Source organism: Roseburia sp. AF15-21, from assembly GCF_003479505.1.
GTDB lineage: Bacteria > Bacillota > Clostridia > Lachnospirales > Lachnospiraceae > Roseburia_C > Roseburia_C amylophila.
This window is the reverse complement of the sequence record NZ_QUHG01000009.1, coordinates 61776-87988: the sequence shown is the minus strand read 5'-3', so window position 1 is coordinate 87988 and position 26213 is coordinate 61776. Positions and strand designations below refer to the sequence as shown.

The window sequence follows — 26213 nt, the reverse complement described above, 5'->3', positions numbered from 1 at the left end:
GTATTTCACCTCCTGATTCATTCTCTTTTTCCATTCTAATCCTCGGAATGAATCAAGTCAAGTTTTGCTTTGTCTGATATTTGTATAACCTTTGTAAAATATATATTTTTATTCTATTTCTTCCATAAATATTCCAGGCAATTGTGAATGAAGGATTGAGAAGAGTTGCCACAATAATATTACGTTGATTCGCAGTGGATTTTCTTTCGCTACGAAATACCACAGTTCTAAAATGCGGGGGGTTCTTTTTGTTATAAAAACAGTCTTTCCAATATTTGTCAGAATAACTGCACGGTTCGTCGAAGTACAGATGCCTGATAAGGGCTGTTAGGGGCACTGGGAATTTCGTCTGGCAACAGGCAACGCTGGTACAGGGATGTACCAGCGAGGTGCAATTGAACATGGATGTGAATTTGTGCCGGTTGCCAGATGAAATTATAATTATATCGAAATTCTCAGTGCCCCTTGCAGGCTTTATGTGGCATCTGCTCTCGACGGACAGTGCAGCGATTCTGACAAAGCAAGCGGAAAGACAGTTTACAAGCAAGAAAACCCCGCATTCTAAGAACTGTTGGCATTTCATATCGGATAAAGATAATCCTCTGTGAATCAACGTAATATTTTCCGTGCAAAATCTATCTCTCTTTCGCAATTGCCTGCTATATTTATCGAATATTTGTATAGTCTAAGAAAAAGCACATACAGCTTGCTCTCCCACTTCCTTCATTCCGGTAAATGTGCGGCTGGTCTGTTTCAAATTTGTAGACCTGGCTCTTTTCCACCTTCTGGCTGTGGTCATGGCATTCTATGGTCAGCGTGCCGTCGATTACCGTAATATATTCTCTCGTCCGCTCGCCGTGGCTTCCACTGGTGTATACACCGCCCGGCTCTACGTCAATCCGGTAGATTTCTACGGACTGGGAGTCCTCAAATGGAAAGCAGGTAAAGACCTTATACTGTCCCTCCAGTTCCTTGGTTGGAATCATTTCTTCCGGCTTCACCAGACAGAAATCCACACGGGGAGCTTCAATCAAAGTCTGAAATTCAATCCGCAGTCCGCTTGTAATCTTTCCAAGCACACCCAATGATGGATTTGCCGTTCCCTTTTCAATCTGTGCCAGCATACTCTTACTTACACCGGTCTGCTCTGCCACCTGATCAAGACTCATTCCCTTGGACTGACGCAGTCTCTTTAAATTTTCCGATACATTGTGTGACAGGTAATCCATACATTTTCCTCTCTTTCCATTTGAAACTTCCACTTCAAATTTTTTACATCAAACTTTTCGCACCAAATTTTTATGATATTAACCGATGTTTTTGATAAAGATATCTGTTTTACAATGCCTTGCGGTATAACATTTCTATATCACACTGACGGGATGACCGTGGATTCACTGCAATATTGCCGCTCTTCATGGCATCTGCTGCCATTGCTTCTATTTTCTCTTCGATGGTCTCCCGGCTGATGCTTCCTGTTTTGCCTGCCTGATTGATGGCTTCCGTAAGATTTGCCGGAATTCCGATGGCTTTGCATAAGGAACGGATGGCATCCACTAACATCATCGGTTCAAATTCATCTTCATAGGCCGGAATTTCACTGATGTAGTTATAAATTTTATAATACCTTCCATGGTCAGCTAAGGCATTATACTCCGCTACTACCGGAAGCAATACTGCATTGGCAACTCCGTGTGGCACATCAAAAAATGCACTGACCGGATGGCTCATGGCATGTACATTTCCAAGTCTTGCAAAAGAAAATGCAATTCCAGCAAACAGTGAGCCTACCATCATTGCCTCTGCCGCCTCCACATCGGTGCGGTTTGCCACAAATCTCCGGATATTTTCTCCGATGAGCTCCATTGCTTTTTCTGCCATGGCGTCGGAAAACGGAGAAGCCGCAGTTGAAATATACGCCTCTTCTGCATGGATAAATGCATCAATTCCGCAGGCTGCCGCCACACTGGCTGGTGCCGTTGTAATCAGGTCTGCGTCCAGAATAGCATATGCCGGCAGCAGTTCATAAGAAAATACCGTCAGTTTATAGTCTCTGCTGTGGTCAGTAATTACAGAAAATGCTGTTACCTCAGAACCGGTTCCTGCTGTAGTCGGTAGTGCCACCAATGGAATAATTTTGCCCGGCACTTTATGTGCCCCTTCGTATTCGGTAATGCTTCCACCGTATTTTGCTACTACACCGACTGCCTTTGCTACATCCATCGGAGAACCGCCGCCAAAAGCTACGATAAAGTCTGCCCTGGAAGCCTGAAATGCTTCTGTCGCTGCTTCCACGGTTGTAACGGAAGGATTTCCTTCGATATCCGTAAAGTCATCCACCAAAATTCCTTCGGCTCTTAAAGATTCTGCAGCTTTCTCCACCAGTCCCATCTTCTTAAGATGCGGTCCGGATATGATAAACGCATGCTTTCCACCCATTCTTTTTGCAACTTCCGGAAGTTTTGCCATAGAGCCTCTTCCTACGATAATATTCTGTGGTACTGAAAAATTAAATTCGTTCATAGCTTTTCCTCTCATTTTCTGTCGGTATTTTCAGAACTTACTACTCGACTTTTCTATATTCTGCTTTCTTCACTCTATACATTCCATTATCCTGCCATCCGCGCCAATACACGGTCGATTGCCACATCGATTACCTGATCCAGCTCCACATCATCTGCCTCCGGCATCAATGTTGCTGCATCTTCATCTGAAATAAGCTGTACCAGACTGCCAAAGGACTCTTTGTATTTCTTTTTACAGATTACAAAGAATACAACTCCAAGCAAGCTCCAGGCTCCAACCATCAACCACTCCGGAAGAATCAGGCTGCCGCCGGTTCCCGGAATGCAGTACATGCATACCATAAATCCTGACATTAAGACTGCCATTACACCCACAAATTTATAACCAGGCACTTTATACGGACGAGGCATATCCGGTTCTTTCTTTCTTAAAATCAGAAATGAAATGGATACCATACAATAGGCAAGACAACATCCAAAGTTACCTGCATCACAAATCCATACCATCATGACACGTCCCGCAAACGGTGCTAACATCGTAAGAATTCCCATCAGGATTAATGCATTTAACGGGGTCTTATGCTTTGGATGAAGTTTTGCAAAAGTTCTTGGAATCATATAGGATTCTGCCATGGAATATAAAGCACGGGAACCACCAATCATAAAGGAGTTCCAGGAAGTAATGATTCCGCACATTCCACCAACAATAATTACTTTTGCCATAACCGATGTTTTGAACGCTACTGCCATGGCATCTGCGGTTACAAGACCGGTTCCTGTCTGTGATGCTGCAATGGCATCTGGCTTTAATACCAGACCTACTGCAATGATAACCAGTGAGTAAAACAGTACTGCCAGTACAACAGATAATATCAGCATTTTTCCAATTTTCTTCGGTGGAACATTGATTTCCTCTGCCGCCTGCGGGATAACATCAAATCCGATAAAATAAAATGGAGATAACACCGCAACACTAAGCACTGCCTTGATTCCACCTCCGGTTGATGTGCCGGCAAACATCTGTCCGTTAAGATTATCCACACTTCCATTGATGACGGATGCAACAATCAACAAAATCCCTGCTCCACCAATGATAATAGTAAGAATGGTCTGTAAAATAGCTGCTGTTTTGGCTCCAAAAATGTTTATTATCATAATTAAAAATGCAACGATAATTGCTACAATCAGCCAGGAAGCATAGATATCAAATCCAGCTACCGTATAAAGATATCCCTTTAAAAATCCCGGCCAGAGATAGGTCAGAATCGTTGGAAATGCACATGCTTCAAAGCAGGTAACTCCGACATATCCCAGGACGATTGCCCATGTACAGATAAAGGAACCATTTGAGCCCATTGCCCGGTAACTGAACACATGCTCACCACCACACTGTGGCATGGCTGCTGTAAGTTCTGCATAAGTCAATCCCACAAAGAATATCATGATTCCACCAAGAACAAATCCAATAGCTGCTCCAAGAACTCCGCCTTTCTGAATCCAGCCACCGGAGGATACGACCCAGCCCCATCCAATCATGGCACCAAATGCAATGACAAGAATATCCCAGGCATTAAATACTTTATTGAATTCTGTTTTCTTCTGTTCCATATTTACTACCTCCTATTCCTGAAATACTTTTCCGGCTACTTCTTCAATCAACTGTGCAGTTCCATCCACACCCAGCAAATCACTGTTAATCAGCATATCCCTGTTATGTCTGTCTCCACGATTGCTTCCGGTCAGTGCCATATGTCTTTTGTGATAACGTTTATCTTTTTCCACAATCAGCAATTTTGCATCATCTGCCGAAAGATTGTGGCTTTCCATTACATTCTTTATCCGGATTTCATCCGGTGCATAAATGAAAATGCGTAATATTGGTTTCTGTTCTTTTAAAATATAATCAGCAGAACGTCCTATAATCACACAGGACTCTCTTGCTGCGAGTTTTCGAATAATTGTTTTCTGGACGTGAATTGCACGTTCTGTCAAATCAGCATATTTGGAGAAAGAACCCCTGACATCACCTTCTGCTCCTTTACCGGCAATGGTCACTCCTTCTTCTACCTTTTCCATAATATCTTTGGGAATTCCTACTTCTTTGATAATCTCATCTACCGTTTCACGGTCATAAAACTTGATGCCCAAATCCTGTGCAACCTTTTTCCCAATCTGATTTCCTTTTGCGCCATATTCGCATCCTATTGTAATAACAAGATGTTCCATTTTGCTTCCCTTCCTTAATGTATATACATGCGTTTTTTCTGCATAAAAAAGACGAGGGCGCACTTATTTTCTGTGACATCCTCGTCTTTTCTATTTCTTATTTTTATCTTTCTGTTATTCTTCCGGTGCCCGGTTTGAAGGACACGGATTCCTAAATTTCTTACTTTTCCAGTGATTTTACCGTTTCTTCAATGATTGCATATGCCTTGTCGCAGTCTTCTGCGGATACGATAAGTGGCGGCACCATACGAATGACATGTGCACCAATGGCTGTAATCAGAAGCTTTCTGTCTAAGCAGCCATGTTTTACATCTACACCGGAAATGGTATCATCAAATTCTACACCAACTAATAAGCCCTGATGTCTTACTTCTTTTACATGTGGTAATTTTTCTAATTTTGCTGAGAAATAGTCTCCCATTTTCTTTGCATTTCCGGCTAAGTCATTGTCTAAGAGCTCTCCTACCTCAGCTAAAGCTGCTGCACAGCTGATTGGATGTCCACCAAAGGTTGTTCCATGGGAACCAGGAGTAAATGCTTTAGCGACCTCTTCCGTTGCACAGATTGCACCGATTGGCATTCCGCCGCCAAGACCTTTTGCCATGGATACGATATCCGGTTTTACACCATAATTCATATAGGACATTACCGCACCGGTTCTGCACCATCCGGTCTGTACCTCATCTAATAATAAGAGCATTCCTTTCTCATCACAAAACTCTCTTAAGCCTTTCATGAATTCCATGGTTGCCGGATGTACTCCGCCTTCACCCTGTACCGGTTCAATCATAATTGCGATTGTATTTTCGGTACATGCATTTTTAAATGCCTCCAGGTCATTGTATGGTGCATAGGAGAATCCGTAAGTCATTGGTCCGAATCCTACCTGGCAGCCATTTCCCGGCTGACCGGTTGCTGACATTGCTCCAAATGTTCTTCCGTGGAATCCCATTTTAGCAGTTACGATATGATATTTATTTGGACCGTATTTTTCAATTCCATATTTACGGGCCATTTTAATCATTGCTTCGTTTGCTTCTGTTCCGGAGTTCTGATAGAAAATTTTATCCATGCCAATGGTCTTACAAACTTTTTCTGCTAACAGTGCCTGTGGAATGGTATATGGATAGTTGAAGGTATGCATGATATCATCTACCTGATCTTTGACTGCTGCTACTACCTTCGGGTTACGGTTTCCTGCATTGTTAACAGCGATTCCTGCATAGAAGTCAAGATATGGTGTTCCTTTCTCATCATAGAGGTACATGCCCTCTGCTGTCTCAGCCAGAAAATCAAAACGCTCATATGTTTCAATCATATATTTATTTACTTTATCTTTAATGTCCTGTACGCTTAATCCTGTGTCTTTTAATTTCATAATTGAATCCTCCTTGACATATTCTTTACTCTTTTTTGTTTTCTCTTTAAACCGGTTTGTTTTGTTCAATCGACGGAACAAAGAATGTGCCTCGGCACATTCTCGCGCCTGCGTCGGTCGCTTGCGACATCTACCTTATACGCCGCAGTGCGCATCCTCGCGGAGCGTTTTTTACTTTACAGGAAAGCAATTTCCTGTAAAGTAAAAAAGGCACTTACCGATTGGTAAGCGCCTTCGCTTTTGTTTGTCTATTATTTTGAACAGTTATACAATATCACGTCTTTTTTGCTCTGTCAATATTTTTTTACAAAAAGTTGTATTTTCCTGTTTTTTCTGCTTTTTTCAGTCTGTTCGTTAGAATTAATAGAATATATTGTGTTACTTTGTGTATTATATTGTACATTTGTATTATTCATTCGTACACTATAGTATCGTTTTGTCTTTATACACTCTCTACTCCGATATATGCATCAATTCTTTCCCGACGCAAATGCTCTCCGATTACAATAATGACTTCCTGACCTTCCTGAATCGGTTCCATCCGCACTCCGTTGTGGGTAGCATTGAGTTGTATCCAGGAATTATCTTCTGCTTTTATAAATCCCTTAATCCGAAATACTGCTCCGCAGGAGCTGTCTTCTAAGATTTCTTTTGCGACCTTCTGCAATCTTTCTGCCGTCATAGGTACATTCATAAAATACTGTGACTCGAAGCCGGAGTGTTCCTCCAGATCCATTTTCTCATAATTTTCCATTACATAGCCACTGCTCATAATCCGATGCAAATCTTCCGAAGTAAGCTGCGGTGTACTCTTACGCAGAATCTCTTTTCCCAGTCTTCTCTTACAGTGAATCTTCTCCAAGGCTTCGTTGATGTGTGCAACCGTTGCATCCATTTCTTCTTCTGTAGCTTCATCGGCATGGCTTAATAGAATGCAGCCTGCATCTGCCACCTCTGATGCCAGAATAAAATCTGCCTCATCGGACAGCTCTTTTTCCAGCTTGGCATCTACGATTGCAATTACATTTCCAATCTCATACCACTGATCCAGCGGTTCTTCCCGCAATGCATCAAAGAATTCATCCACATCAAAAATTCCGGATGGCTCCACCAGCACCCTGTCATATCCGCACATGCCCATGGCGATTAACTTTGTCTTAAAACGTCTTCTGTGACAGTCCTTATCACAGCCTCCGGCTACCATTTCCAACTCACAGTTATCTCCCATCAAATCCTGCAGCAGCATCATGTCCACATTTACTGCGCCATAATCATTCTCTAATATTCCAATATTCATGCCCTGTTCCATCAGATACTGGGCGTATTTTCTTATAAATGTTGTTTTACCGGAACCTAAAAAGCCGGTAATTAAGTCGATTTTTACCATGTTTGTCTTCCTCCTTCTCAGATATCCCGCTCCAGCCGCCGTAAGAGCTCCTGGTATGCCTCCATTACTTTATCATGATGACTTCGGATATAAACCGTATCCGGAATGTCATGATTCTTGATGGCATACTCTAATCCCTTAAACTGCCCAGACAGCTCCATGGCTCCGATATTCGCAGACACATTTTTCAGTCCATGTACATGAATCTGATACTGTGCCCAGTCCCCTGCCTCATAATCCTGCTGCAGAGTATCCACCATCTCATCTTTCAGATAGACTTTTAATATCTTAAGATAAAAATCTTTGTCTTCCATGCATACGGACATTCCCTGCTCGGTGTCAAGGTATGGAAAACGCTCCTGCAATGATTCCCTATCCCAAAGCTCTTCTGTTTCGAGATTCTCTTCTGTTTCAAGACTTTCTTCTATTTCGATGCTTTCTTCTGCTGCAATCTTATGCTCTGCCTTTATATCCGTCTGCTTGTCCGCCAGAAAACGTTCCAGTATCTTCCACATCTTCTCTTCAAAAATCGGTTTGGAAATATAATCGGCAAATCCATGCTGCAGATACATTTCCTTTGCTCCTTTTACCGCATTGGCTGTCATGGCAATTACCGGTGTAGTTTTATTCTGATGATTCATTCTCTTCATTTCCTCAAAGGTGGCAATGCCATCCATATCCGGCATCATCTGATCCATAAAAATAAGATCATAGTGCTGCTCTTTCATCAGAGTCAGCCCTTCTTCTCCACTGCCTGCCACATCCACGATTGCACCTGTCTGCAGCAGCATCTCTTTTGCCACAATGCGGTTCATTTCCATATCGTCTACCACAAGGATATGCGTGCCGGCAAACTGAGGTACCGGCATCATTGCACCGACAGAAAGCTCATAGTTTTCGAAAATCTGCTTCATATCACCAATGCCATCTTCGCAGATGACCTTCTGCGGTATGATTGCCGTAAATGTTGAGCCTTCACCATACTGGCTTTCTACCTGTACTTCTCCGTGCATCATATCTACCAGACGTTTCGTCAGGCTCAGTCCCAGTCCGGTTCCCTCGATATTGCGGTTCTTATGCTCTTCTAATCTTGTGAAATTCTGGAAAAGGTTCTCCATATCCTTCTTCTGGATTCCAATTCCGCTGTCTTTTACATCAATGCGCAGGTTGATATTTTCCTCGTCTATCCTGCTATAAGAAATTTTTAAAATTACATGACCACGCTTGGTATATTTTACCGCATTAGACAGAAAATTATTTACTATCTGGCGGATACGGACATCATCTCCATATAAAATGGATGGAAGATTTTCATCAATTTCCATATACAGATCCAGATTCTTTTTCTTGCAGTTAGAGGCAACTATCGTATAGCAGTCGTTAATGAGGGAAGCCAGCTCATAACCCTCGCAAAGCAGTTCCATCTTTCCGGATTCAATTTTGGAAATGTCCAAAATGTCATTTACAATGGCAAGCAGGGTCCTGCTGGCCCGCTGCATATTTCCTGCATACTCTGCAATCTTCTCTCTTGGCAGTGTATCAATCTGCCGGAGCAGGAGGCTGTTCATTCCCATAATACCGTTGATTGGCGTACGGATTTCATGGGACATATTCGTAAGGAAATCGGTCTTCGCCCGGTCTGACACCCGGAGCCGCTCTAAAAGTTCTTCTTCGTAAGTAATATCCACCAGTGTTACGATAGTGTTCTGCATCTCGCCATATTCATCGCAGACCATCGAAGACGTTACCGATAAAATCTGATTGCCCTGCAGGCATTTCACCTTGCAGTGCTCTATTTTTCCCTGATAAAGCTGTTCTGCAAATTCTTCCTTATTGCACTCGCAGGTTACCAGTTCTTCAAAAGGCTGTTCCACTTCTGCTCCAAACAACACTTCTGCATTTGTATTATGTAAAATATGTGTTCTCTGATAATCATATACCATCACACCATAGTCAATCTGATTAAACAGATAATCTGAAACTGTTAATTTTGATATTCCAAAAGTATCATACCGGATACTAAAAAATACAGTCATTAAAAATGAAACTGTTACACCATAAACCGAACTGGGATAAGATTTAATTCCATAAAATGGTAACACTGTATCCGGAATTGCCGAAAGAAGCATAATTGTATTTCCCAGAATGATATATGCCACATATTTTCTCTGACTTTTACGCATAATTTTCTTCGACCAATATAGTACAATATAGATGCAGCACAAAAAGCAAAGCATAATATACAGCCAGTGGTAAAACACGCTGCCATGAAATTCTGTGGTAAAGCAGGTTCTTCCATTGACCCTGTAAAAATGGCGGATCCGCATACTTCCAAAAGAAACACCATCCACCAGAGATGTCAGTATTCCTAATCCAACCATCAGACCATATCCCTTTATTTTTACACCAGTCAGACACGCCACATAAATTACAATCGCAATGACATATAAATTAAAGCCCACAATTGTCATGCAAAAGAAATTCTGTGCCAATCTGTCATCTGTACAATTTCCATACAATGCTGAACCCAGTGCCCAGATTCCTCCTCCTATTCCCAGAAGCAGGATACAAATCCGCCCCTTGTTTTTCGTATTATTAATAAAAAAGTAAAAGATGCCAACGCCAATACATATAGTTGCACATGCCACCAAAAGCACTGTTGTAATCATTCCTGCTTCCATCAATTTTTCTCCCGAGTTGTTTTACTTCATTATATATAAAATCCAGTTTGTTCGCAATAAAACAATCCCTGTGGAAGCTGCCACCAGTATTTTCTTATTGCCGCAAAAAAGCAGGAGCTCCGTTCCAGTTCCGGTGTTCCTGCTTTTTTCTGTCTTTTTCTAATTTTCCAACTCTGTTCCTACTTTGAACTTTTATTTTAAACTTTTATTTCAAACTCTTATTTTAATTCTCCTGCCGGATGTATCATATCCGGTGTAATCAGCCCTTTGATAATCAGGTACTGCTCAATGGTTTTTACACAGTTCTGCACGCCAACCCGCTCACTGTTTAATGTCATGTCATAATTGACCGGGTTTGTCCAGTAATTTCCATGGGTGTAATATTCATAATAATCTGCCCGGAATTTATCCGTCCGCTCTATGGTTGCATTAGCGACCTCTTCGCTCACGCCCATATTTTCCATGGTACGGTTCACACAGAATGCTCTCGGTGCCTCAATATAGATACTCACCACATTTGGCTTGCCCTTCAGTACATAGTCGGCACATTTTCCGACAATGACGCAGGACTCTTTTTCTGCCAGATCTTTGATAATTTCACTCTGATATTCAAACAGCTTGTCATCCGATACGAATTTTTCATTTCTGGAAATGTAACGTCTTGACCGTGGCAGCCCTCTTAAAAAGCTGGAAAATCCACTGGTCTCCCTCATTTTTTCATTTACTTCCTGAAAAATATTCTCATCCAGTCCACTGAGCTGGCTCGCCAGTGTTAAGATTCGGTTCTCATAACAGTGAATACCTAACTCCTTTGCCAGCTGGGAAGCAATCGCCTTTCCGCCTGTTCCGAATCCTCTTGCAAAGGTTATTACAAAATTCTCCATATTTTCTGTCCTCCTTTAACCTGCTAAATAACGACTTAAGAATTCCCGTGTTCTTGGATTCTTTGGATTGGTAAACAGTTCGGATGGAGCTGCATCCTCTGCCACATAACCGGAATCCATGAAAATGGTTCTGGTGGACACGTCCCTTGCAAATGCCATCTCATGAGTAACAATAATCATTGTAAGTCCCGTCTTGGCAAGTTCTTTCATAACATTTAATACTTCTCCTACCATTTCCGGGTCCAGTGCAGAAGTCGGCTCATCGAAAAGAAGTACTTCCGGATTCATGCAAAGAGACCTTGCAATGGCAACCCTCTGTTTCTGTCCTCCGGAAAGCTGTGATGGTTTTGCATTGATATAAGGAGCCATTCCTACATCCTTTAAATGTGTGATTGCCCGGTTAAATGCCTCTTCTTTGGAAATATGAAGCACCTTTCTGGTGCAGAGCATGCAGTTCTGCAATACAGTCATATTGTTAAATAGGTTAAAGGACTGAAATACCATTCCCACCCTGGAGCGGTATTCATTGATGTCCTTCTGTACATTCCGGACTTCCTTATCATGGTAAAGGATTTTACCAGAGGTCTGCCGCTCCAGTTTATTGATACACCGCAGCAGCGTTGACTTTCCGGAACCGGAAGAACCAACTATACAGATAATTTCTCCTGCTTCTATATCAATATCTATTTTTCTTAAAACCTCATGATTCCCAAATGATTTGCTCAAATCCTTGATTGAAATTACTGTCTCTCCCATATCCGTTCCTCCTACTGATTATCCATATACTCAATTGCCAGTGCATAATCTGTCTTGCCCTGCATTTTCTTTTCAATAAATTTGAAAATCTTATCAAAGACAAAGCACAATACAAAGTAAATCACTGCAATTACCAGGTATGACTCGAAGTATTTGTAATAATTTCCTCCGACTGTTTTTGCAGCCATGAAAAGTTCCTGTACTGCAATTACATTTAATACGGATGTCATCTTCAGGTTTGTCAGGAATGTATTTGCCATCTCTGGGATAATATTTTTAAATGCCTGTGGCAATACCACATACAACATTGTCTTAAATGGCGACATTCCCATTGCCCATGCACCTTCACGCTGGCCCATATCAATGGAGCCGATTCCGGCACGTACTGTCTCACCCATGTAAGCTCCGGTATTTAATACCGTTACCACAATACCTGCAAATACCGGTGTCATTTCTACTCCCAGCATTTTTATTCCATAGTATACAATCATTGCCTGAACAATCATTGGAGTGTCACGGAAGATTTCCACATATACGGTAAAAATGATTTTCAAAAGCCGCATCAGAAGCTTCTTGAAAACATTATCACCCTCGCTGATTTTTGCATCATTTACAAGGCCGACAATATAGCCTAACACAAAACCAACCAGCGTTCCGATTACAGCAATTTCCAGCGTAAGCCAGGTTCCTTTGATAAACATACTTGCATATTTCTGGGCTAAAAATATCATCCACTCTAACGAATTACTCGGATTTTCTACTAACATATTTCTCTACCTCACTTTATCTGTTACTCAGCTCACGCTGGAAATATTTCTAGTTTGCTGCCGGCTGCTGTGTCAGAACAGTATCCATCAGCTCATCCATTTTGGCTTTATCATTCCAGCCAATGGCATCCATCGCATCCTGGATTTTATCTCTTAATGCGGTATCATCTTTTCTGGTAGCGATACATACATTTACCATTTCATCATCACCGGTGAAAGAATCATCTGCATCTAACTGAATAATCACAAGGTCATCATTGGTAAGTGCTGCTGACTGTGCGGTTGGCAAATCTACGACACATACATCTGCAACACCATTGGATATTGCCATGAAACATTCGGATGTTGTCTCATAATTTCCTGACTGCTCCGCACCTTCAATCTGATCCAAAAGAGGTACCCAGCCGGTTCCTAACTGTGTTGTTACTTTACATCCGGTTCCTGCCAGATCAGAAAGTCCTTTTACATTTTCATAAGCACTTCCCTTTTTTACTACGATACAGTTATCTCTGTAATAATATGGTTCTGTAAATGAATAAGAAGCTTCTCTTTCTGCTGTTTTTCCCATTCCTGCAATGATTACATCATAATCTCCTGCATCTAATGAGATTCCAATGGAAGACCATTCTACTTTATGAACCTCTAAATCCATTCCCATCTCATCAGCAAGCTTCTGGGCTACTGCCACATCATATCCATATGCATAATAGTCAGATCCATAAATCGGAACCGCCTTGCTTCCATCCGGTGTTGTATCACTGTCCTGTGTCCAGTTAAATGGAGCATATGCACATTCCATTCCAACTCTTAATACATTCTTATCAGATGTTTCTGCTGTCTCTGAGGTTTTCACATCTGTATCGGATGTTTTTGTATCTGATGAACCACATCCTGCCAATGTAGATATTGCCATAACTCCTGTCAGTACCAATGCTAATAATTTTCTTTTATTCATAATATGTTCCTCCTTAAATGCAAATGTGAAGCCGACTTTTTGTTTCTCTAGAGTATCAAAAAAGACGCTTGAGATTTCTTTCTCTCAAAGCGTCTTTGCTGATAGACAGTATAGTATACTTTCTTTTTCTTCTTTTCAACTTTCAAAATGCACAATTTGATTGTGCAATTTGCACAACATCTTAATTAAACATCAATCTTTTTACCAGAATACAGTTTACAATATCGAGATATTCCATGGAATCTTCCAGGTCAACCTCCAGTATTTCTTCTATCTTCTTCAGGCGGTACTGCAGAGAATTCCGATGGATATACAAAGCCTCTGCTGTCTTTCCCACATTAAATCCACTCATATAATATGTCAGCAGTGTCTCCACCAGAAATGCCCCATTGGTCTGGTCATACATCTCAAGCTTCTTTAATTTGTCATTGCAGTAGTCCAGTATCTCCTGCTGATTTCCATTGTTAAACATATATTTATAAATGCCCATGGAACTGGCACTAAGCACTTTTTTATTAGTAGGATTCGGCAGATAATCTTTCTTTGGGATCAGATTTTTTGCTTCCTGATAGCTCTTGCCAAATTCAGACGGATCCGTATAAGCTGCGCCTAAAATACAGGTACTGTGTATCAGCCCATCGAACTGCGGGCGGCTGTCCAGTTTCTTTAGCAATTGTTCAATCTGCCGTTCTGTCTCCTTATCCTCCGTTGCCTCAAACAGCAGCACAAATTTATTTAAGAAACGCATATACATCGGACGATTTTCCATATGCATTACTTCCCGGTTCAGACAGTCCGTATAATAGAGATAAGTATGCTCATCCTGCTCCAGGTTAATTCCATATTTCCGGTCAATTACAATGATTCCAACACGATATGCCCGGTCGAAAGCCAGTCCAAACTGGCTGGATATTTTTTCAATATATTTATCATTTACTTCATATCCAAACAGCAAATTATATAAATAGTCCCCGGTACGCTTATTTGTAATATTGGTTTCCAGTATCAGCTGCCCGATACTCTGTGCAATATCCACGAAGGTTGCGCCTTCCCAGCGGACATAGAACAGTGGCAATTTCAATTCAACCGCCTTGTCTATCATTTTCTGTGGAATTTTCTCACGGTCATCCACAATTGATATTGCAAGTCCGGAAATTCCCAGTGCATTCAGTTCTACCATTGTTTCAAAGGTCTTCTCAATGTCAAACCGCAGATAATCCACTACAATCAGTGCGAAGTTGCCAGGATTCATATGCTCTTCATAGGGCTTCGTCTGCACAAAATATGTCCAGGACACCACTCTGTCCAGTCCTACTTCCCCTGTCAGCAATTCTACTCCATCCAGATCCAAATTATTGACGTCTCTACAAGTAACCATAATGTCTCCCTCTGTTGGTTGTGTATGAGTTGCAAAAAACCCGGAGAAGTGCGAACACTCTCCGGGTTAATTTTACTTATTTTAGCAATTCATTGCAAGAGCAAAGATTACTCGATAACTGTAGCAACACGTCCTGATCCTACTGTTCTACCACCCTCACGGATAGCGAAAGTAAGACCCTGCTCCATAGCTACTGGATGGATCAGTTCGATAGTCATTTCTACGTTATCACCAGGCATACACATCTCTGTACCTGCTGGTAATTCACAAACACCAGTTACGTCAGTTGTTCTGAAGTAGAACTGTGGTCTGTAGTTATTGAAGAAAGGTGTATGACGTCCACCTTCATCTTTTGTTAAAACGTAAACCTGAGCTGTAAATTTTCTGTGGCAAGTAACAGTACCTGGTTTAGCAAGAACCTGTCCACGAACGATCTGGTCACGGTTAACACCACGAAGAAGTGCACCGATGTTATCACCAGCCTGAGCCTCGTCTAACTGTTTACGGAACATCTCGATACCAGTTACAACTGTCTTCTGAACATCTTCCTTAACACCAAGGATTTCAAGTTCGTCATTCAGATGTAATGTTCCTCTTTCTACTCTACCTGTTGCAACAGTACCACGACCTGTGATTGTGAATACGTCCTCAACTGGCATTAAGAAAGGTTTATCTGTATCACGCTGTGGATCTGGGATATAGCTATCTACAGTATCCATTAATTCCATGATCTTGTCGCCCCATGGTCCGTTAGGATCTTCAAGAGCTTTAAGAGCAGAACCCTGGATGATTGGGCAGCCTTCAAAACCATATTCCTCTAACTGCTCTGTAACTTCCATTTCTACTAACTCGATTAACTCTGGGTCGTCTACCATATCACATTTGTTTAAGAAAACAACGATGTAAGGTACACCTACCTGACGAGACAGAAGGATGTGCTCCTTTGTCTGAGCCATAACACCATCAGTTGCAGCAACAACAAGGATAGCGCCGTCCATCTGAGCTGCTCCGGTAATCATGTTCTTTACGTAGTCAGCATGTCCAGGACAGTCAACGTGTGCGTAATGTCTCTTCTCTGTTTCATACTCAACGTGAGCTGTAGAGATAGTGATACCTCTTTCTCTCTCTTCTGGAGCTTTATCGATGTTAGCGAAATCTGTAGCTGTATTACCTGCAACTCTTGCTGCTAAAACTGCTGTAATAGCTGCTGTTAAAGTTGTTTTACCATGGTCTACGTGACCAATGGTTCCGATATTACAATGTGGTTTGGTTCTTTCAAACTTAGCTTTTGCCATTTTAAAACGTCCTCCTTAATTTTATGCCCTTTCTGGGCGCTTATTTTTACATTTTAATAAGTCACTCGGCTATTTCTGATTATATAAAAAACTTGCGAGTTTTTCAAGCATTTTTATTATTTTGCTTTAGATGCAACAATCTTGTCCTGTACAGACTTCGGAACCTGCTCATATTTCTCGAAGAACATTGAGTAGTTACCACGTCCCTGAGTTCTGGAACGTAAGTCTGTTGAGTATCCAAACATCTCAGCAAGTGGAACATATGCTTTAACCATTTTTCCACCACCGATGTCATCCATACCTTCGATACGTCCACGACGAGAGTTAATGTCACCAATAACATCTCCCATGTACTCTTCCGGCATAGTAACTTCAACTTTCATGATTGGCTCAAGAATTACAGGAGCTGCTTTTGCCATAGCCTCTTTGAAAGCCATGGATCCGGCAATGTGGAATGCCATCTCAGATGAATCGACCTCATGGTAAGATCCATCATATACGGTAGCATGAACACCTACTACTGGGAATCCTGCAAGGATACCAGCTTTGGTAGCTTCTTCGATACCTTCGCCTACTGCAGGGATGTATTCCTTAGGAATAGCACCACCAACAACTGCAGAATCAAACTTGAAGAGTTCATCTCCGTTGGCATCCATCGGCTCGAATTTAACTTTACAGTGTCCGTACTGTCCACGTCCACCAGACTGTTTTGCATATTTGTATTCCTGATCAACTGGCTTTGTAAATGTCTCTTTGTAAGCAACCTGAGGAGCACCTACGTTTGCTTCTACGTGGAATTCACGAAGCAGACGGTCAACGATGATTTCCAGATGGAGCTCACCCATACCAGCGATGATGGTCTGTCCTGTTTCTGTATTTGTATGAGCACGGAAAGTAGGATCTTCTTCTGCAAGTTTTGCAAGAGCTTCACCCATCTTACCCTGTCCAGCTTTTGTCTTAGGCTCGATAGCAAGCTCGATAACTGGCTCTGGGAATTCCATGGACTCTAAGATAACCGGATGCTGTTCATCACAGATGGTATCACCAGTAGTTGTAAACTTAAATCCAACGGCTGCTGCAATATCTCCAGAGTAAACTTTTTCAAGCTCTGCTCTCTTGTTTGCATGCATCTGAAGAATACGGCCTACACGTTCTTTTTTATCTTTTGTTGCATTCAGTACGTAAGATCCGGAGTTCATTACACCAGAGTAAACACGGAAGAATGCAAGTTTTCCTACGAATGGGTCAGTCATAATCTTGAATGCAAGAGCGGAGAATGGTTCATCATCAGATGAATGTCTCTCTACTTCATTTCCTTCAAGGTCAACACCCTTAATAGCTGGGATGTCTGTTGGAGCTGGCATATATTCTACGATAGCATCCAATAATTTCTGAACACCCTTGTTACGGTAAGCAGAACCACAACATACCGGAACTGCTGTACACTCGCAGGTACCTTTTCTGAGGGCAGCCTTCATATCTTCAACAGATGGCTCTTCTCCCTCTAAATACTGCATCATAAGGTCGTCATCTAACTCACAGATTTTCTCAACCAGTTCGGTATGATATAATTCTGCGTCGTCTTTCATATCGTCCGGAATGTCTGTTACGGAGATATCATCTCCCTTATCATCATTGTAGATGTAAGCTTTCATTTCGAACAAATCGATAATTCCCTTGAAATCATCTTCTTTACCGATTGGTAACTGAAGAACGATTGCATTTTTACCTAATCTTGTACGAATCTGATCTACAGCTCCGTAGAAGTTTGCACCTAAGATATCCATTTTGTTAATGAATGCCATTCTAGGTACGTTGTATGTGTCAGCCTGACGCCATACATTTTCTGACTGAGGCTCTACTCCACCTTTTGCACAGAACACGCCGACAGCGCCGTCCAGTACACGAAGTGAACGCTCAACCTCAACCGTAAAGTCTACGTGTCCAGGAGTATCAATGATATTGATACGATGCTCTAAAGCACCTTTCTTTGGCTTTGTAAACTCTTCCAAAGTCCAGTGACATGTCGTAGCGGCTGAAGTAATGGTAATACCTCTTTCCTGCTCCTGCTCCATCCAGTCCATGGTAGCAGTACCTTCATGAGTATCACCAATCTTATAGTTAACACCGGTATAATAAAGGATACGCTCTGTCAACGTTGTTTTACCAGCATCGATGTGCGCCATAATACCAATGTTTCTGGTTCTCTCTAACGGATATTCTCTTCCAGCCAAGGTTTTTTCCTCCTAATTTTCTTAACCGAAAAAATATGCTCTCGTTCTGATTAGAAACGATAGTGTGCGAAAGCTTTGTTTGCTTCTGCCATCTTGTGCATATCTTCTTTTTTCTTTACAGATGCACCAGTATTGTTTGCTGCATCCATGATCTCATTTGCCAGTCTTTCTTCCATTGTCTTCTCGCCTCTCTTGCGTGAAAACAGTGTAAGCCAACGAAGAGCCAGAGCCTGACGACGGTCCGGTCTAACTTCGATAGGTACCTGGTAAGTTGCTCCACCGATACGTCTAGCCTTTACCTCAAGTACTGGCATAACGTTGTTCATAGCTTCCTCGAATACTTCAAGAGCTGGTCTCTCAGTCTTCTCTGCAACTCTGTCAAATGCACCGTATACAATCTTCTGTGCAATACCTTTCTTACCATCTAACATAATGTTGTTGATAAGCTTGGTAACCACTTTGTTATTGTACATCGGATCTGCTAATACGTCTCTTTTCTGAGTATGTCCTTTACGTGGCACGTTACTTCCCTCCTTAATCATGTTTTGCATCACAGGTCATTGTGCCTGTCATGTAGTATTTGTTTCGATTAATTCAACGGTACTCACATGTGTCTCTCTAAAATGTGTTCGTGCGGAAATATATCGTATGTGACAATAATTCCAACACTTACCTTTAGCTCTGTTTGTGATACTATTGGTGTGCGCTAAGCTTATTTAGCGTCTTTTGGTCTCTTAGCGCCGTATTTGGAACGAGCCTGTTTTCTGTTAGCGACTCCTGCTGTATCAAGAGTTCCACGGATAATATGGTATCTTGTACCTGGTAAGTCCTTAACACGACCACCACGGATAAGAACAACGCTATGTTCCTGTAAGTTGTGTCCCTCTCCTGGAATGTAGCTTGTTACTTCGATTCCGTTGGAAAGACGTACTCTGGCGATCTTTCTAAGAGCTGAGTTAGGTTTTTTAGGTGTAGCTGTCTTAACAGCGGTACAAACACCTCTCTTCTGAGGAGCAGAAGTATCAGTTGCTTTCTTCTTTAAAGAATTGTAGCCCTTCTGAAGTGCAGGTGCAGTAGACTTCTTAACAGATGTCTGACGTCCTTTTCTTACTAACTGGTTAAATGTTGGCATTATTTTCACCTCCTGTGCTATTATTTGATAAATGTGCATTTGTATGCACACTAATTCAGTATATAAGCCGATTCGCCACTTGTCAAGCAAATTTTTCGTGCAAGCTACGAGCCAGAGAAAAAAAGAAGGCTTTCAGCTGTTCAAATTTATTTGATAACGGCTGAAAGCTTTTTTTTGATGTGGCGACAGCCACGACTGAGATGGAGCGTCAGCGGAATCGAAGTTCTCTGGCTCGCTGGCTGGGGCTTTCTGATGACGTGGCGACAGCCACGACTGAGATGGAGCGCAGCGGAATTGAAGTGGCGTCTTTTCACACTAAATGCAGCAACATATTCCTTTTAGTATGATTTTTCCGCAACTTTTCTTACTTTTCTCATACTAAATCTGTCTTTATCTTCTTTTAAGTATGATTTTTCTGCTTTATAACTTACTTTTCAAGAGATTTTCTCTCATTTTTCATACCATTTCTTCTATATTATTAGCGTTAGTATGATATTTCTGTTAACCAACTATTTTTCAGCTATCATTCTTCCTCCTAATTATGCTGCTTCTCAGTAAAAAATGTCATCGAAGCGTAGTACCCTTTTCCCGACTATGTAGCCCGGTTGCGATGGGAACCCACCATTACAATATTGAAGCGCAGCACTCTTTTCCTGGCTATATATTGCCTGCCATCCCATAAAATCTATTCCTTATATCTCTTCGAAACGGCTGGCATCCAGATACTTTATTACCCTTGCCGGATTTCCGACTGCGACTGCATAGTCCGGCACATCTTTTGTCACTACTGATGCTGCCCCGACGATGGCATGTTTTCCAATGCTTACCCCCGGCAGGATGCTTGCGCCCGCGCCAATCCATGCGGCTTTTTTAATTAGCACCGGCTTGCAGGTCAGTATCGACAAATCATAAGGATCATGATTATTCGAAATCAGCTGGACATTAGCTGCAATCCGCACGCCATCCTCTATGGCAATTCCACCACGTGCCATTGCCAGCAGCCCAGAATTAATATAAACATTTTTTCCAATTTTCATGGTACTGACACAGGCACCACTGATTGGTGCTGCAACGTAGCTTCCCTCTCCAAGGTTCTCTCCAAACAATTCTTTTAAAAGCGTCTGATATTCTTCCGTAAAAGGCATCGTATGGTTCATTTGAAACATAATCTGCGCCGCCCTTACATTTTCTTCCCGGTCTTTTGGATTTGGTATCCTCATATCAACTCTTACTTCTTTGCAATCCATTCGCTGTATTCTCCTTAATTATTCTTCCTTTGGCAATTAACCATTTGAATGCAATCGTGTTTCCGCTGTTTCTGCACGCTGAGCCCAGTCTTTCACGCTGAGGCCGTCCTTTTCTACTTTACACATAAGAAACCATATCTTTACGCCTGCTGCACCTGCCTCTTCCAATGCTTTTCCAAACTCAGGATAGGTCATTACATTTGCCCGCACTTCTTCCACACCTTCCATCTGAATTACAAATGCCAATATACATTCATAGCCAGCCTTCCTTGCTTCTGCCAGCTCCCGCAAATGTTTCACGCCACGTTCCGTCGGTGCATCCGGGAAATAACCAATGCCATCACGTTCCAAAGTACAGCCCTTTACTTCCATTAAATATTCCTGCTGTCCTTTTTTCATATAAAAATCTATCCTGGAATTTCCATATTTATATTCCGGTCTGATCAAATCAAACGATTGTGTCTCAAGCCATTCTTTTGCCACCTTGTTAGGCGCCTGACTATCTATATTAATAAGCCCGAAATTTTCTTTATATACAGCAATCAGATCATATGCTGTCTTTCGTTTTGGATTGTCTGCCACTTCCAGATAGACTGCTGCATCCGGAAGCAGCAGTTCCCTGCAGCGCCCGGTATTTTTTACATGCACCGTCTGAAGTTCTCCATCAATTTTAACATGCGCAATAAAACGGTTGGGACGGTCTACAAATTTTCCCTCTATCACTTTTTGATATTTCAATTTCTATATCCTCTGATTCCTGTTTATCTTATTTCTGAAAAGTCAGACGCATCTGGTTCCACACCACGTCTCCATGGGCAGACTCTGATACGCCTTCATTTTCAAATCCAAATTTCGCATAGTAATGTATCAGCTTATCCTTGCAGGTCAGCACCAGTCCTTTTCTTCCCTGGGCTTTTGCATCTGCAATAGCTCTTTTTAATAGCTGCTCTGCCAGACCGCGTCTTCGGTATGCCGGAATGGTATTCACGCCGAAAATCATCTGCCACTCCCCCTGCTCCTCATGCAGTTCTGCTTTTTCATACATTTCATCCGTAAGGTCTTTCTGACTGGTCACCATACCATCAACAAATGCCACCAGACGTCCCCCATCGAACATCAGCCAGAAATGGTCTTTATAATATTTTAAACGTTCTGCGAATTCTTCCCTCGTTGCTGCTTCTGCCGGTGGAAAACATTCTGTCTCCACTGCTGTAATTGCATCAATATCTTCCATCTGCGCTGTACGGATTGTCATTTTGTGTACTCCTTTTATAACTCTTTATAACTTTTTAATTCTTTTATAACCTTTTATAACTTTCTCCTATTGTATAACCCCTTATGATTTTTCTCAAGAGACGAATTCCAGTTCTCGTAGTATTTCCTGTGAAACGGGAAAAGCACAACAGCCTTGTCCTTTATCAAAGACAATTTCTGTCGTGCTTTTCTATTCTGTTTTTTATTATATTTTTCTGTTCTGCTTTCTGAAATCCAAACTATTCTTTCACTGGAACCAGGCGAATGTTTACTCCGCTTACCTTCAATTCCACGCCATCACTCAGTTCCACATTTTTCACTTCTGGTGTATAGGGACCATTTCCATCATCTACGCCAAACATCTCATTCATTCCTCCATCATATAAATTTGATGTGCTGACGTTTCCGGTTCCATCCACAGCTGTTACGGTATAAGTTCCTGCCGGGAAATCTGTGCCTGCCGTATAATTGCCACTGCCTAATTCCACTGCTGCTGATTCATCATATTCTCTTCCACTCATGCCTCCGGTTACTTCTGTATAACTGACCTGTACTACTACATCTCCTGAAATCTTAAGTTCCACGTTTTCCTTCATTTTCAATCCATTAAAAGAGGATTCATAAAGTCCGTTCCCATCATCCACGCCAAACATTGCATTGATGCCGCCATTAAACATATTACTGCTGCTGACATTTCCATTTCCGCTTACTGCTGTCAGATTGCACTTACCAACTGGAAGGTCAACACCTGCTGTGTAATGTCCTGCTCCAAGCGTATAGTCCGTCTCGATTTGTGATAAATCTTCTTCCGGAGCATCTTCCTTCCCAGCATCTTTATCAGTATCTTTGCTCTTGCCGCTCTCTGCCTGTTCTGTGTCTGTAACAGAATTCTTATCCGAATCCTTCTTGCTGCTTCCACCGCCTGCTGCAATTGCAAATACGACTACAACGATAATTACCCAGAACCACCATTTCTTATAAATTGGTTTCTTTACTTTTTCCATCTTATGCCTCCCGTTTTCATAAATCTTATGTATGAGACAATCATATATGAGTCGGAAGGTTTTGTGGTATGCTGACGGCATACATTTTTAAATCGTTTTTATGTCAATCATTTTCCTGTCTCTTCCTGCCAGGCAATTTCTATTGTGATGTCAGCCCAAGCAGCGTAAATTTTACATAATTTTCCAGTAGCATTCCAAAATAGAAAAGGATAAGTGCCAGGATAATCCGGATGATTATCCGTACCGGTTTCTGAAGCGAACGGATTCCCGGAACTTTGGTATCCCACAGCAGGAAATTGAATCCCACCGCGCAGGACAGCCATGCATAGATAAGTACCGCAATTGCTTCCAGTCCAAAAGCGGCCGGCGTTTTACCATACATCATCATAAACTGTATACTGCCTATAATCAGAAACAGATAAATAAAAACTGCCAGTATCTCTTTCCAGACAACTCCGGTCCGGAAGCCCGGAAGAATCGTCTGCTTCCCCTGGGGCATTTGTCTCTCCGGTTTAAATGCCAGCCTGAGTTCACTGACACTCTGGTAGCGGTTCTGTGGGTCAATCTCTATGCACTTTTTTATGATACCCTGGAATGGTTTTTTCCCTGTCAGCCGTACATTCGGCAGCACGCCCTCTAACATCACATTCATCAGGACACCCACTGCATAAATATCTGCCGTTGCATCTGTCTGAAGGAAACCATACTGTTCCGGAGATGCAAAGCCAACCGTTCCAAGAATCGTTGTGTCTGCATTCCGGTTCATTTTCCATTGCCGAGAAATGTCAAAATCCAGTAATTTTACAACTCCATCTGTGGAAATCAATATATTTTTCGGTGAAATATCCCGATGTACAATTCCCTGTGCATGAATCTGCTCCAGCACCTCCAACAGCTGCTGTGCATAATTTCCGACAAGTTCCGGCGGCATTGTCCCATATCGCCGCAATTTTTCATCCAGTGTTTCTCCGCTGATATATTCTTCTAATATCACGCCCACATCCTGCTGCTCTTTGCAGCTTATGATTCTTACAAGATGTGGACTTTGCAGGTTCTGTAATTTACAATAAATGGGAATATTTTCTTTCTTTATAATTTTTTGAACCAGAATCCTTCCCGTGGAAGTGTCCTGCACCAGCTGCGTCTGATAAGGCATCTTACCTCCCAATATCGTCAATGGCACCTGCTGTTTTCTTTGAAACTCCTGGTATAATTTTTCGCTCATTGCTGTCAGACTCCCTTTTTCTCTTGCATTTTTATCTTCTACATTCTATGATAATCAATATCACTATAGCAGAAATGGGTGGATTCGCCAAATGAAAAAATCAACGCAGGAACTTTTAGATATTTTAAAAAATACGCCTTCCTTCTCCGATTATACCGAGCAGGAAGAACCAGAGCTGGTACAGGTCTCTGTTTCCGATTATCTCAATCAGCTGATTCATACAAAAAATCAAGACCTGCCTTCTCTCATTCGGAAAAGCGGTCTTGACCGTAACTACTATTATCAGATTTTTGATGGACGCAAGCGTCCTTCCAGAGACAAAGTGCTTGCTCTCTGCTTTGCCATGCATTTATCCTTTACGGAAGTACAGAATCTTTTAAAAGCCACCGGATATCCCATTCTCTATGCCCGTATAGAACGGGACAGCGCGATTATCTTTTCCCTGCAGCGGAACTGTGCACTCTCAGATGTAAATGAATTACTGTATGAATTAGGATATAAGGAACTCGCCTGAAATTATTTTCTTACTTCGCCCAGCAAAGCTGTGGCAGGAAATGTTTTTCCTGTTTCAAAATAAATTTCATTAAATTCAGCAGCATTGGTGACAACCAATGCGGTAACTGTAGAAAATCCTTTTAATTTCACAAATTCCAGATCACAGCTTATAAGTTTCTGTCCCTTTGTTACCTTGTCCCCTTCTTTTGCAAATACTTCAAAGCCCTGTCCATTCAGTTCCACTGTATCCATACCTATATGAATCAGCAGTTCTGCACCCTTTGGTGTCTCTATTCCAATGGCATGTCCAGTTTCTGCCACAGAAACGATTTTACCATCTGCCGGTGCATAAACGGTGCCATCTTCCGGGCAGATACCACATCCTGTTCCCAGCATTCCTTCTGCAAATATTGCATCCGGAATCTGTGCCTGTTCGATATATTTTCCATTCATCGGAGCAAATATTTCTTCTCCACTTTCTTTTTTCTTAAAAAACATTATCTATTTCCTTTCCCATCCTCTGTTTCTTCTGCACATTTTTCCTTACTGCAAATCCGGTTTACATGCAGAATCAGATACATTTTTTCCTCTTCTGTTACTTCACAATCTAATTTCTGATTCAGATATTCTATAATACAGTCCACACATCTGGAAATATCCGCAAACTCTTCCCTGAGATTCTGATACAGTGTGATATTATCCGTATCAATATATTGTTTGCTGCAAATCCGGTCCAAAAGATATTTTATATGAGTTGCAAATCTGGCATAATCAAAGGATTCTTTATTTACCACGATATGAAGCTCCTTTTCTATAATCCGGCCGATATCCTTCAATACGCCTTCGAAGTCAATCTTATCCGTTCCATTTGTCTTCTGCTCGGATGTAATCTTTGCACTTATGATAGACATGGCAATTCCTGATAATTCATTTCTTTTTAATTTCACATGAAATACTTTGTCCATTTGTGCCACAATATACCGGCTCAATTTCATTTCCATGGGATACTGCTGCTCCATGTCATAAATAAGCGGCATCTCAATATAAATTTTCTTCCTCTCCCGCTCCATTGCAAATGCCAGATGGTCCGCCAGTGTCAGCACAAGATTTGGATTTAAATCATAATCCAGCTTGCTCTGTACCACCGGCAGTATTTTCATTGTAAATTCTATGATATCCATCGGCAGTTCATTCATCAGTCCCATGTACTGTGCGCTGATATTGTAAAATGTCCTGTCTATATTTTCCAGTTTTATCTCATATGGCATCTGTGGAAATCCAATTCCCTTTCCAAAAGCAATTAATTCACAACCATTCCCATCTTTACATACTGCTACATTATTATTGATTTTCTTAATTGCAAGCATCGCTTTTTCCTCCACATGAGTTT

The 26213-nt window shown here is 41.7% G+C and carries 24 protein-coding genes; 1 reads left to right on the top strand and 23 read right to left on the bottom strand.

Annotated elements, in window-relative coordinates; all coding sequences use genetic code 11:
* Positions 1-665 precede the first annotated feature (665 nt).
* The 21 genes from DWW33_RS12180 to DWW33_RS12080 all read right to left on the bottom strand — a co-directional run bounded on the left by DWW33_RS12180 (position 666) and on the right by DWW33_RS12080 (position 24328).
* Positions 666-1229, bottom strand: a complete 564-nt coding sequence (locus tag DWW33_RS12180; protein WP_118639609.1) for a helix-turn-helix domain-containing protein — start codon at positions 1227-1229, stop codon at positions 666-668.
* Between the two features lie 109 nt (positions 1230-1338).
* Positions 1339-2523, bottom strand: a complete 1185-nt coding sequence (locus DWW33_RS12175) for an iron-containing alcohol dehydrogenase (RefSeq protein ID WP_118639608.1) — start codon at positions 2521-2523, stop codon at positions 1339-1341.
* Positions 2524-2609: 86 nt separating this feature from the next.
* Positions 2610-4133, bottom strand: a complete 1524-nt coding sequence (locus DWW33_RS12170; RefSeq protein WP_118639607.1) for an APC family permease — start codon at positions 4131-4133, stop codon at positions 2610-2612.
* A gap of 12 nt (positions 4134-4145) precedes the next feature.
* On the bottom strand, positions 4146-4751 hold the full coding sequence (locus DWW33_RS12165; protein WP_022243674.1) for a cytidylate kinase-like family protein: 606 nt from the start codon (positions 4749-4751) through the stop codon (positions 4146-4148).
* A gap of 160 nt (positions 4752-4911) precedes the next feature.
* Positions 4912-6129 carry an aspartate aminotransferase family protein gene (locus DWW33_RS12160; RefSeq protein WP_118639606.1) on the bottom strand — a complete coding sequence of 406 codons (1218 nt, stop codon included), beginning with the start codon at positions 6127-6129 and terminating at the stop codon, positions 4912-4914.
* 442 nt (positions 6130-6571) lie between these two features.
* Positions 6572-7516 carry a GTP-binding protein gene (locus tag DWW33_RS12155; RefSeq protein ID WP_118639605.1) on the bottom strand — a complete coding sequence of 315 codons (945 nt, stop codon included), beginning with the start codon at positions 7514-7516 and terminating at the stop codon, positions 6572-6574.
* Positions 7517-7533: 17 nt separating this feature from the next.
* Complete coding sequence (locus DWW33_RS12150; RefSeq protein ID WP_118639604.1) at positions 7534-10197, bottom strand: ATP-binding protein; 2664 nt, start codon at positions 10195-10197, stop codon at positions 7534-7536.
* A gap of 218 nt (positions 10198-10415) precedes the next feature.
* Positions 10416-11081: a cytidylate kinase-like family protein gene (locus DWW33_RS12145; RefSeq protein WP_117697233.1), complete on the bottom strand. Its 666-nt coding sequence runs from the start codon at positions 11079-11081 to the stop codon at positions 10416-10418.
* A 15-nt stretch (positions 11082-11096) separates the two neighbouring features.
* Positions 11097-11837 carry an amino acid ABC transporter ATP-binding protein gene (locus tag DWW33_RS12140; protein WP_022243679.1) on the bottom strand — a complete coding sequence of 247 codons (741 nt, stop codon included), beginning with the start codon at positions 11835-11837 and terminating at the stop codon, positions 11097-11099.
* An 11-nt stretch (positions 11838-11848) separates the two neighbouring features.
* Positions 11849-12604 (bottom strand): amino acid ABC transporter permease, encoded by a 756-nt coding sequence (locus tag DWW33_RS12135; protein ID WP_022243680.1) that lies wholly within the window; start codon positions 12602-12604, stop codon positions 11849-11851.
* A gap of 49 nt (positions 12605-12653) precedes the next feature.
* Positions 12654-13559 carry a transporter substrate-binding domain-containing protein gene (locus DWW33_RS12130; protein ID WP_022243681.1) on the bottom strand — a complete coding sequence of 302 codons (906 nt, stop codon included), beginning with the start codon at positions 13557-13559 and terminating at the stop codon, positions 12654-12656.
* 181 nt (positions 13560-13740) lie between these two features.
* Entirely contained in the window at positions 13741-14937 is a 1197-nt protein-coding gene (locus DWW33_RS12125; RefSeq protein ID WP_227709583.1) for a helix-turn-helix domain-containing protein, read from the bottom strand.
* A gap of 107 nt (positions 14938-15044) precedes the next feature.
* On the bottom strand, positions 15045-16232 hold the full coding sequence (tuf, locus tag DWW33_RS12120; protein WP_117697235.1) for an elongation factor Tu: 1188 nt from the start codon (positions 16230-16232) through the stop codon (positions 15045-15047).
* A gap of 116 nt (positions 16233-16348) precedes the next feature.
* Positions 16349-18466 (bottom strand): elongation factor G, encoded by a 2118-nt coding sequence (gene fusA, locus DWW33_RS12115; RefSeq protein ID WP_117697237.1) that lies wholly within the window; start codon positions 18464-18466, stop codon positions 16349-16351.
* A gap of 50 nt (positions 18467-18516) precedes the next feature.
* Positions 18517-18987, bottom strand: a complete 471-nt coding sequence (rpsG, locus tag DWW33_RS12110) for a 30S ribosomal protein S7 (RefSeq protein WP_207659146.1) — start codon at positions 18985-18987, stop codon at positions 18517-18519.
* A 191-nt stretch (positions 18988-19178) separates the two neighbouring features.
* Positions 19179-19598, bottom strand: a complete 420-nt coding sequence (rpsL, locus tag DWW33_RS12105; RefSeq protein ID WP_022242941.1) for a 30S ribosomal protein S12 — start codon at positions 19596-19598, stop codon at positions 19179-19181.
* A gap of 692 nt (positions 19599-20290) precedes the next feature.
* Positions 20291-20845: an acyltransferase gene (locus DWW33_RS12100; RefSeq protein WP_118639603.1), complete on the bottom strand. Its 555-nt coding sequence runs from the start codon at positions 20843-20845 to the stop codon at positions 20291-20293.
* A gap of 36 nt (positions 20846-20881) precedes the next feature.
* On the bottom strand, positions 20882-21583 hold the full coding sequence (gene sfsA, locus DWW33_RS12095) for a DNA/RNA nuclease SfsA (RefSeq protein WP_118639602.1): 702 nt from the start codon (positions 21581-21583) through the stop codon (positions 20882-20884).
* A gap of 28 nt (positions 21584-21611) precedes the next feature.
* A complete protein-coding gene (locus DWW33_RS12090) occupies positions 21612-22100 on the bottom strand; it encodes a GNAT family N-acetyltransferase (protein ID WP_118639601.1) in 489 nt (162 codons plus the stop codon).
* 238 nt (positions 22101-22338) lie between these two features.
* Positions 22339-23103: a hypothetical protein gene (locus DWW33_RS12085; RefSeq protein WP_118639600.1), complete on the bottom strand. Its 765-nt coding sequence runs from the start codon at positions 23101-23103 to the stop codon at positions 22339-22341.
* Positions 23104-23242: 139 nt separating this feature from the next.
* Positions 23243-24328 (bottom strand): serine/threonine-protein kinase, encoded by a 1086-nt coding sequence (locus DWW33_RS12080; RefSeq protein WP_118056664.1) that lies wholly within the window; start codon positions 24326-24328, stop codon positions 23243-23245.
* A gap of 91 nt (positions 24329-24419) precedes the next feature.
* On the opposite strand from DWW33_RS12080, the gene DWW33_RS12075 reads away from it, so the two are divergent.
* Positions 24420-24842 carry a hypothetical protein gene (locus DWW33_RS12075; protein ID WP_118639599.1) on the top strand — a complete coding sequence of 141 codons (423 nt, stop codon included), beginning with the start codon at positions 24420-24422 and terminating at the stop codon, positions 24840-24842.
* 2 nt (positions 24843-24844) lie between these two features.
* On the opposite strand, the gene DWW33_RS12070 is transcribed toward DWW33_RS12075, so the two are convergent.
* Positions 24845-25321 carry a PTS sugar transporter subunit IIA gene (locus tag DWW33_RS12070; protein WP_118639598.1) on the bottom strand — a complete coding sequence of 159 codons (477 nt, stop codon included), beginning with the start codon at positions 25319-25321 and terminating at the stop codon, positions 24845-24847.
* Complete coding sequence (locus tag DWW33_RS12065; protein WP_117697257.1) at positions 25321-26190, bottom strand: PRD domain-containing protein; 870 nt, start codon at positions 26188-26190, stop codon at positions 25321-25323. The genes DWW33_RS12070 and DWW33_RS12065 overlap by 1 nt, the downstream gene beginning before the upstream one ends.
* Between the last annotated feature and the right edge of the window lie 23 nt (positions 26191-26213).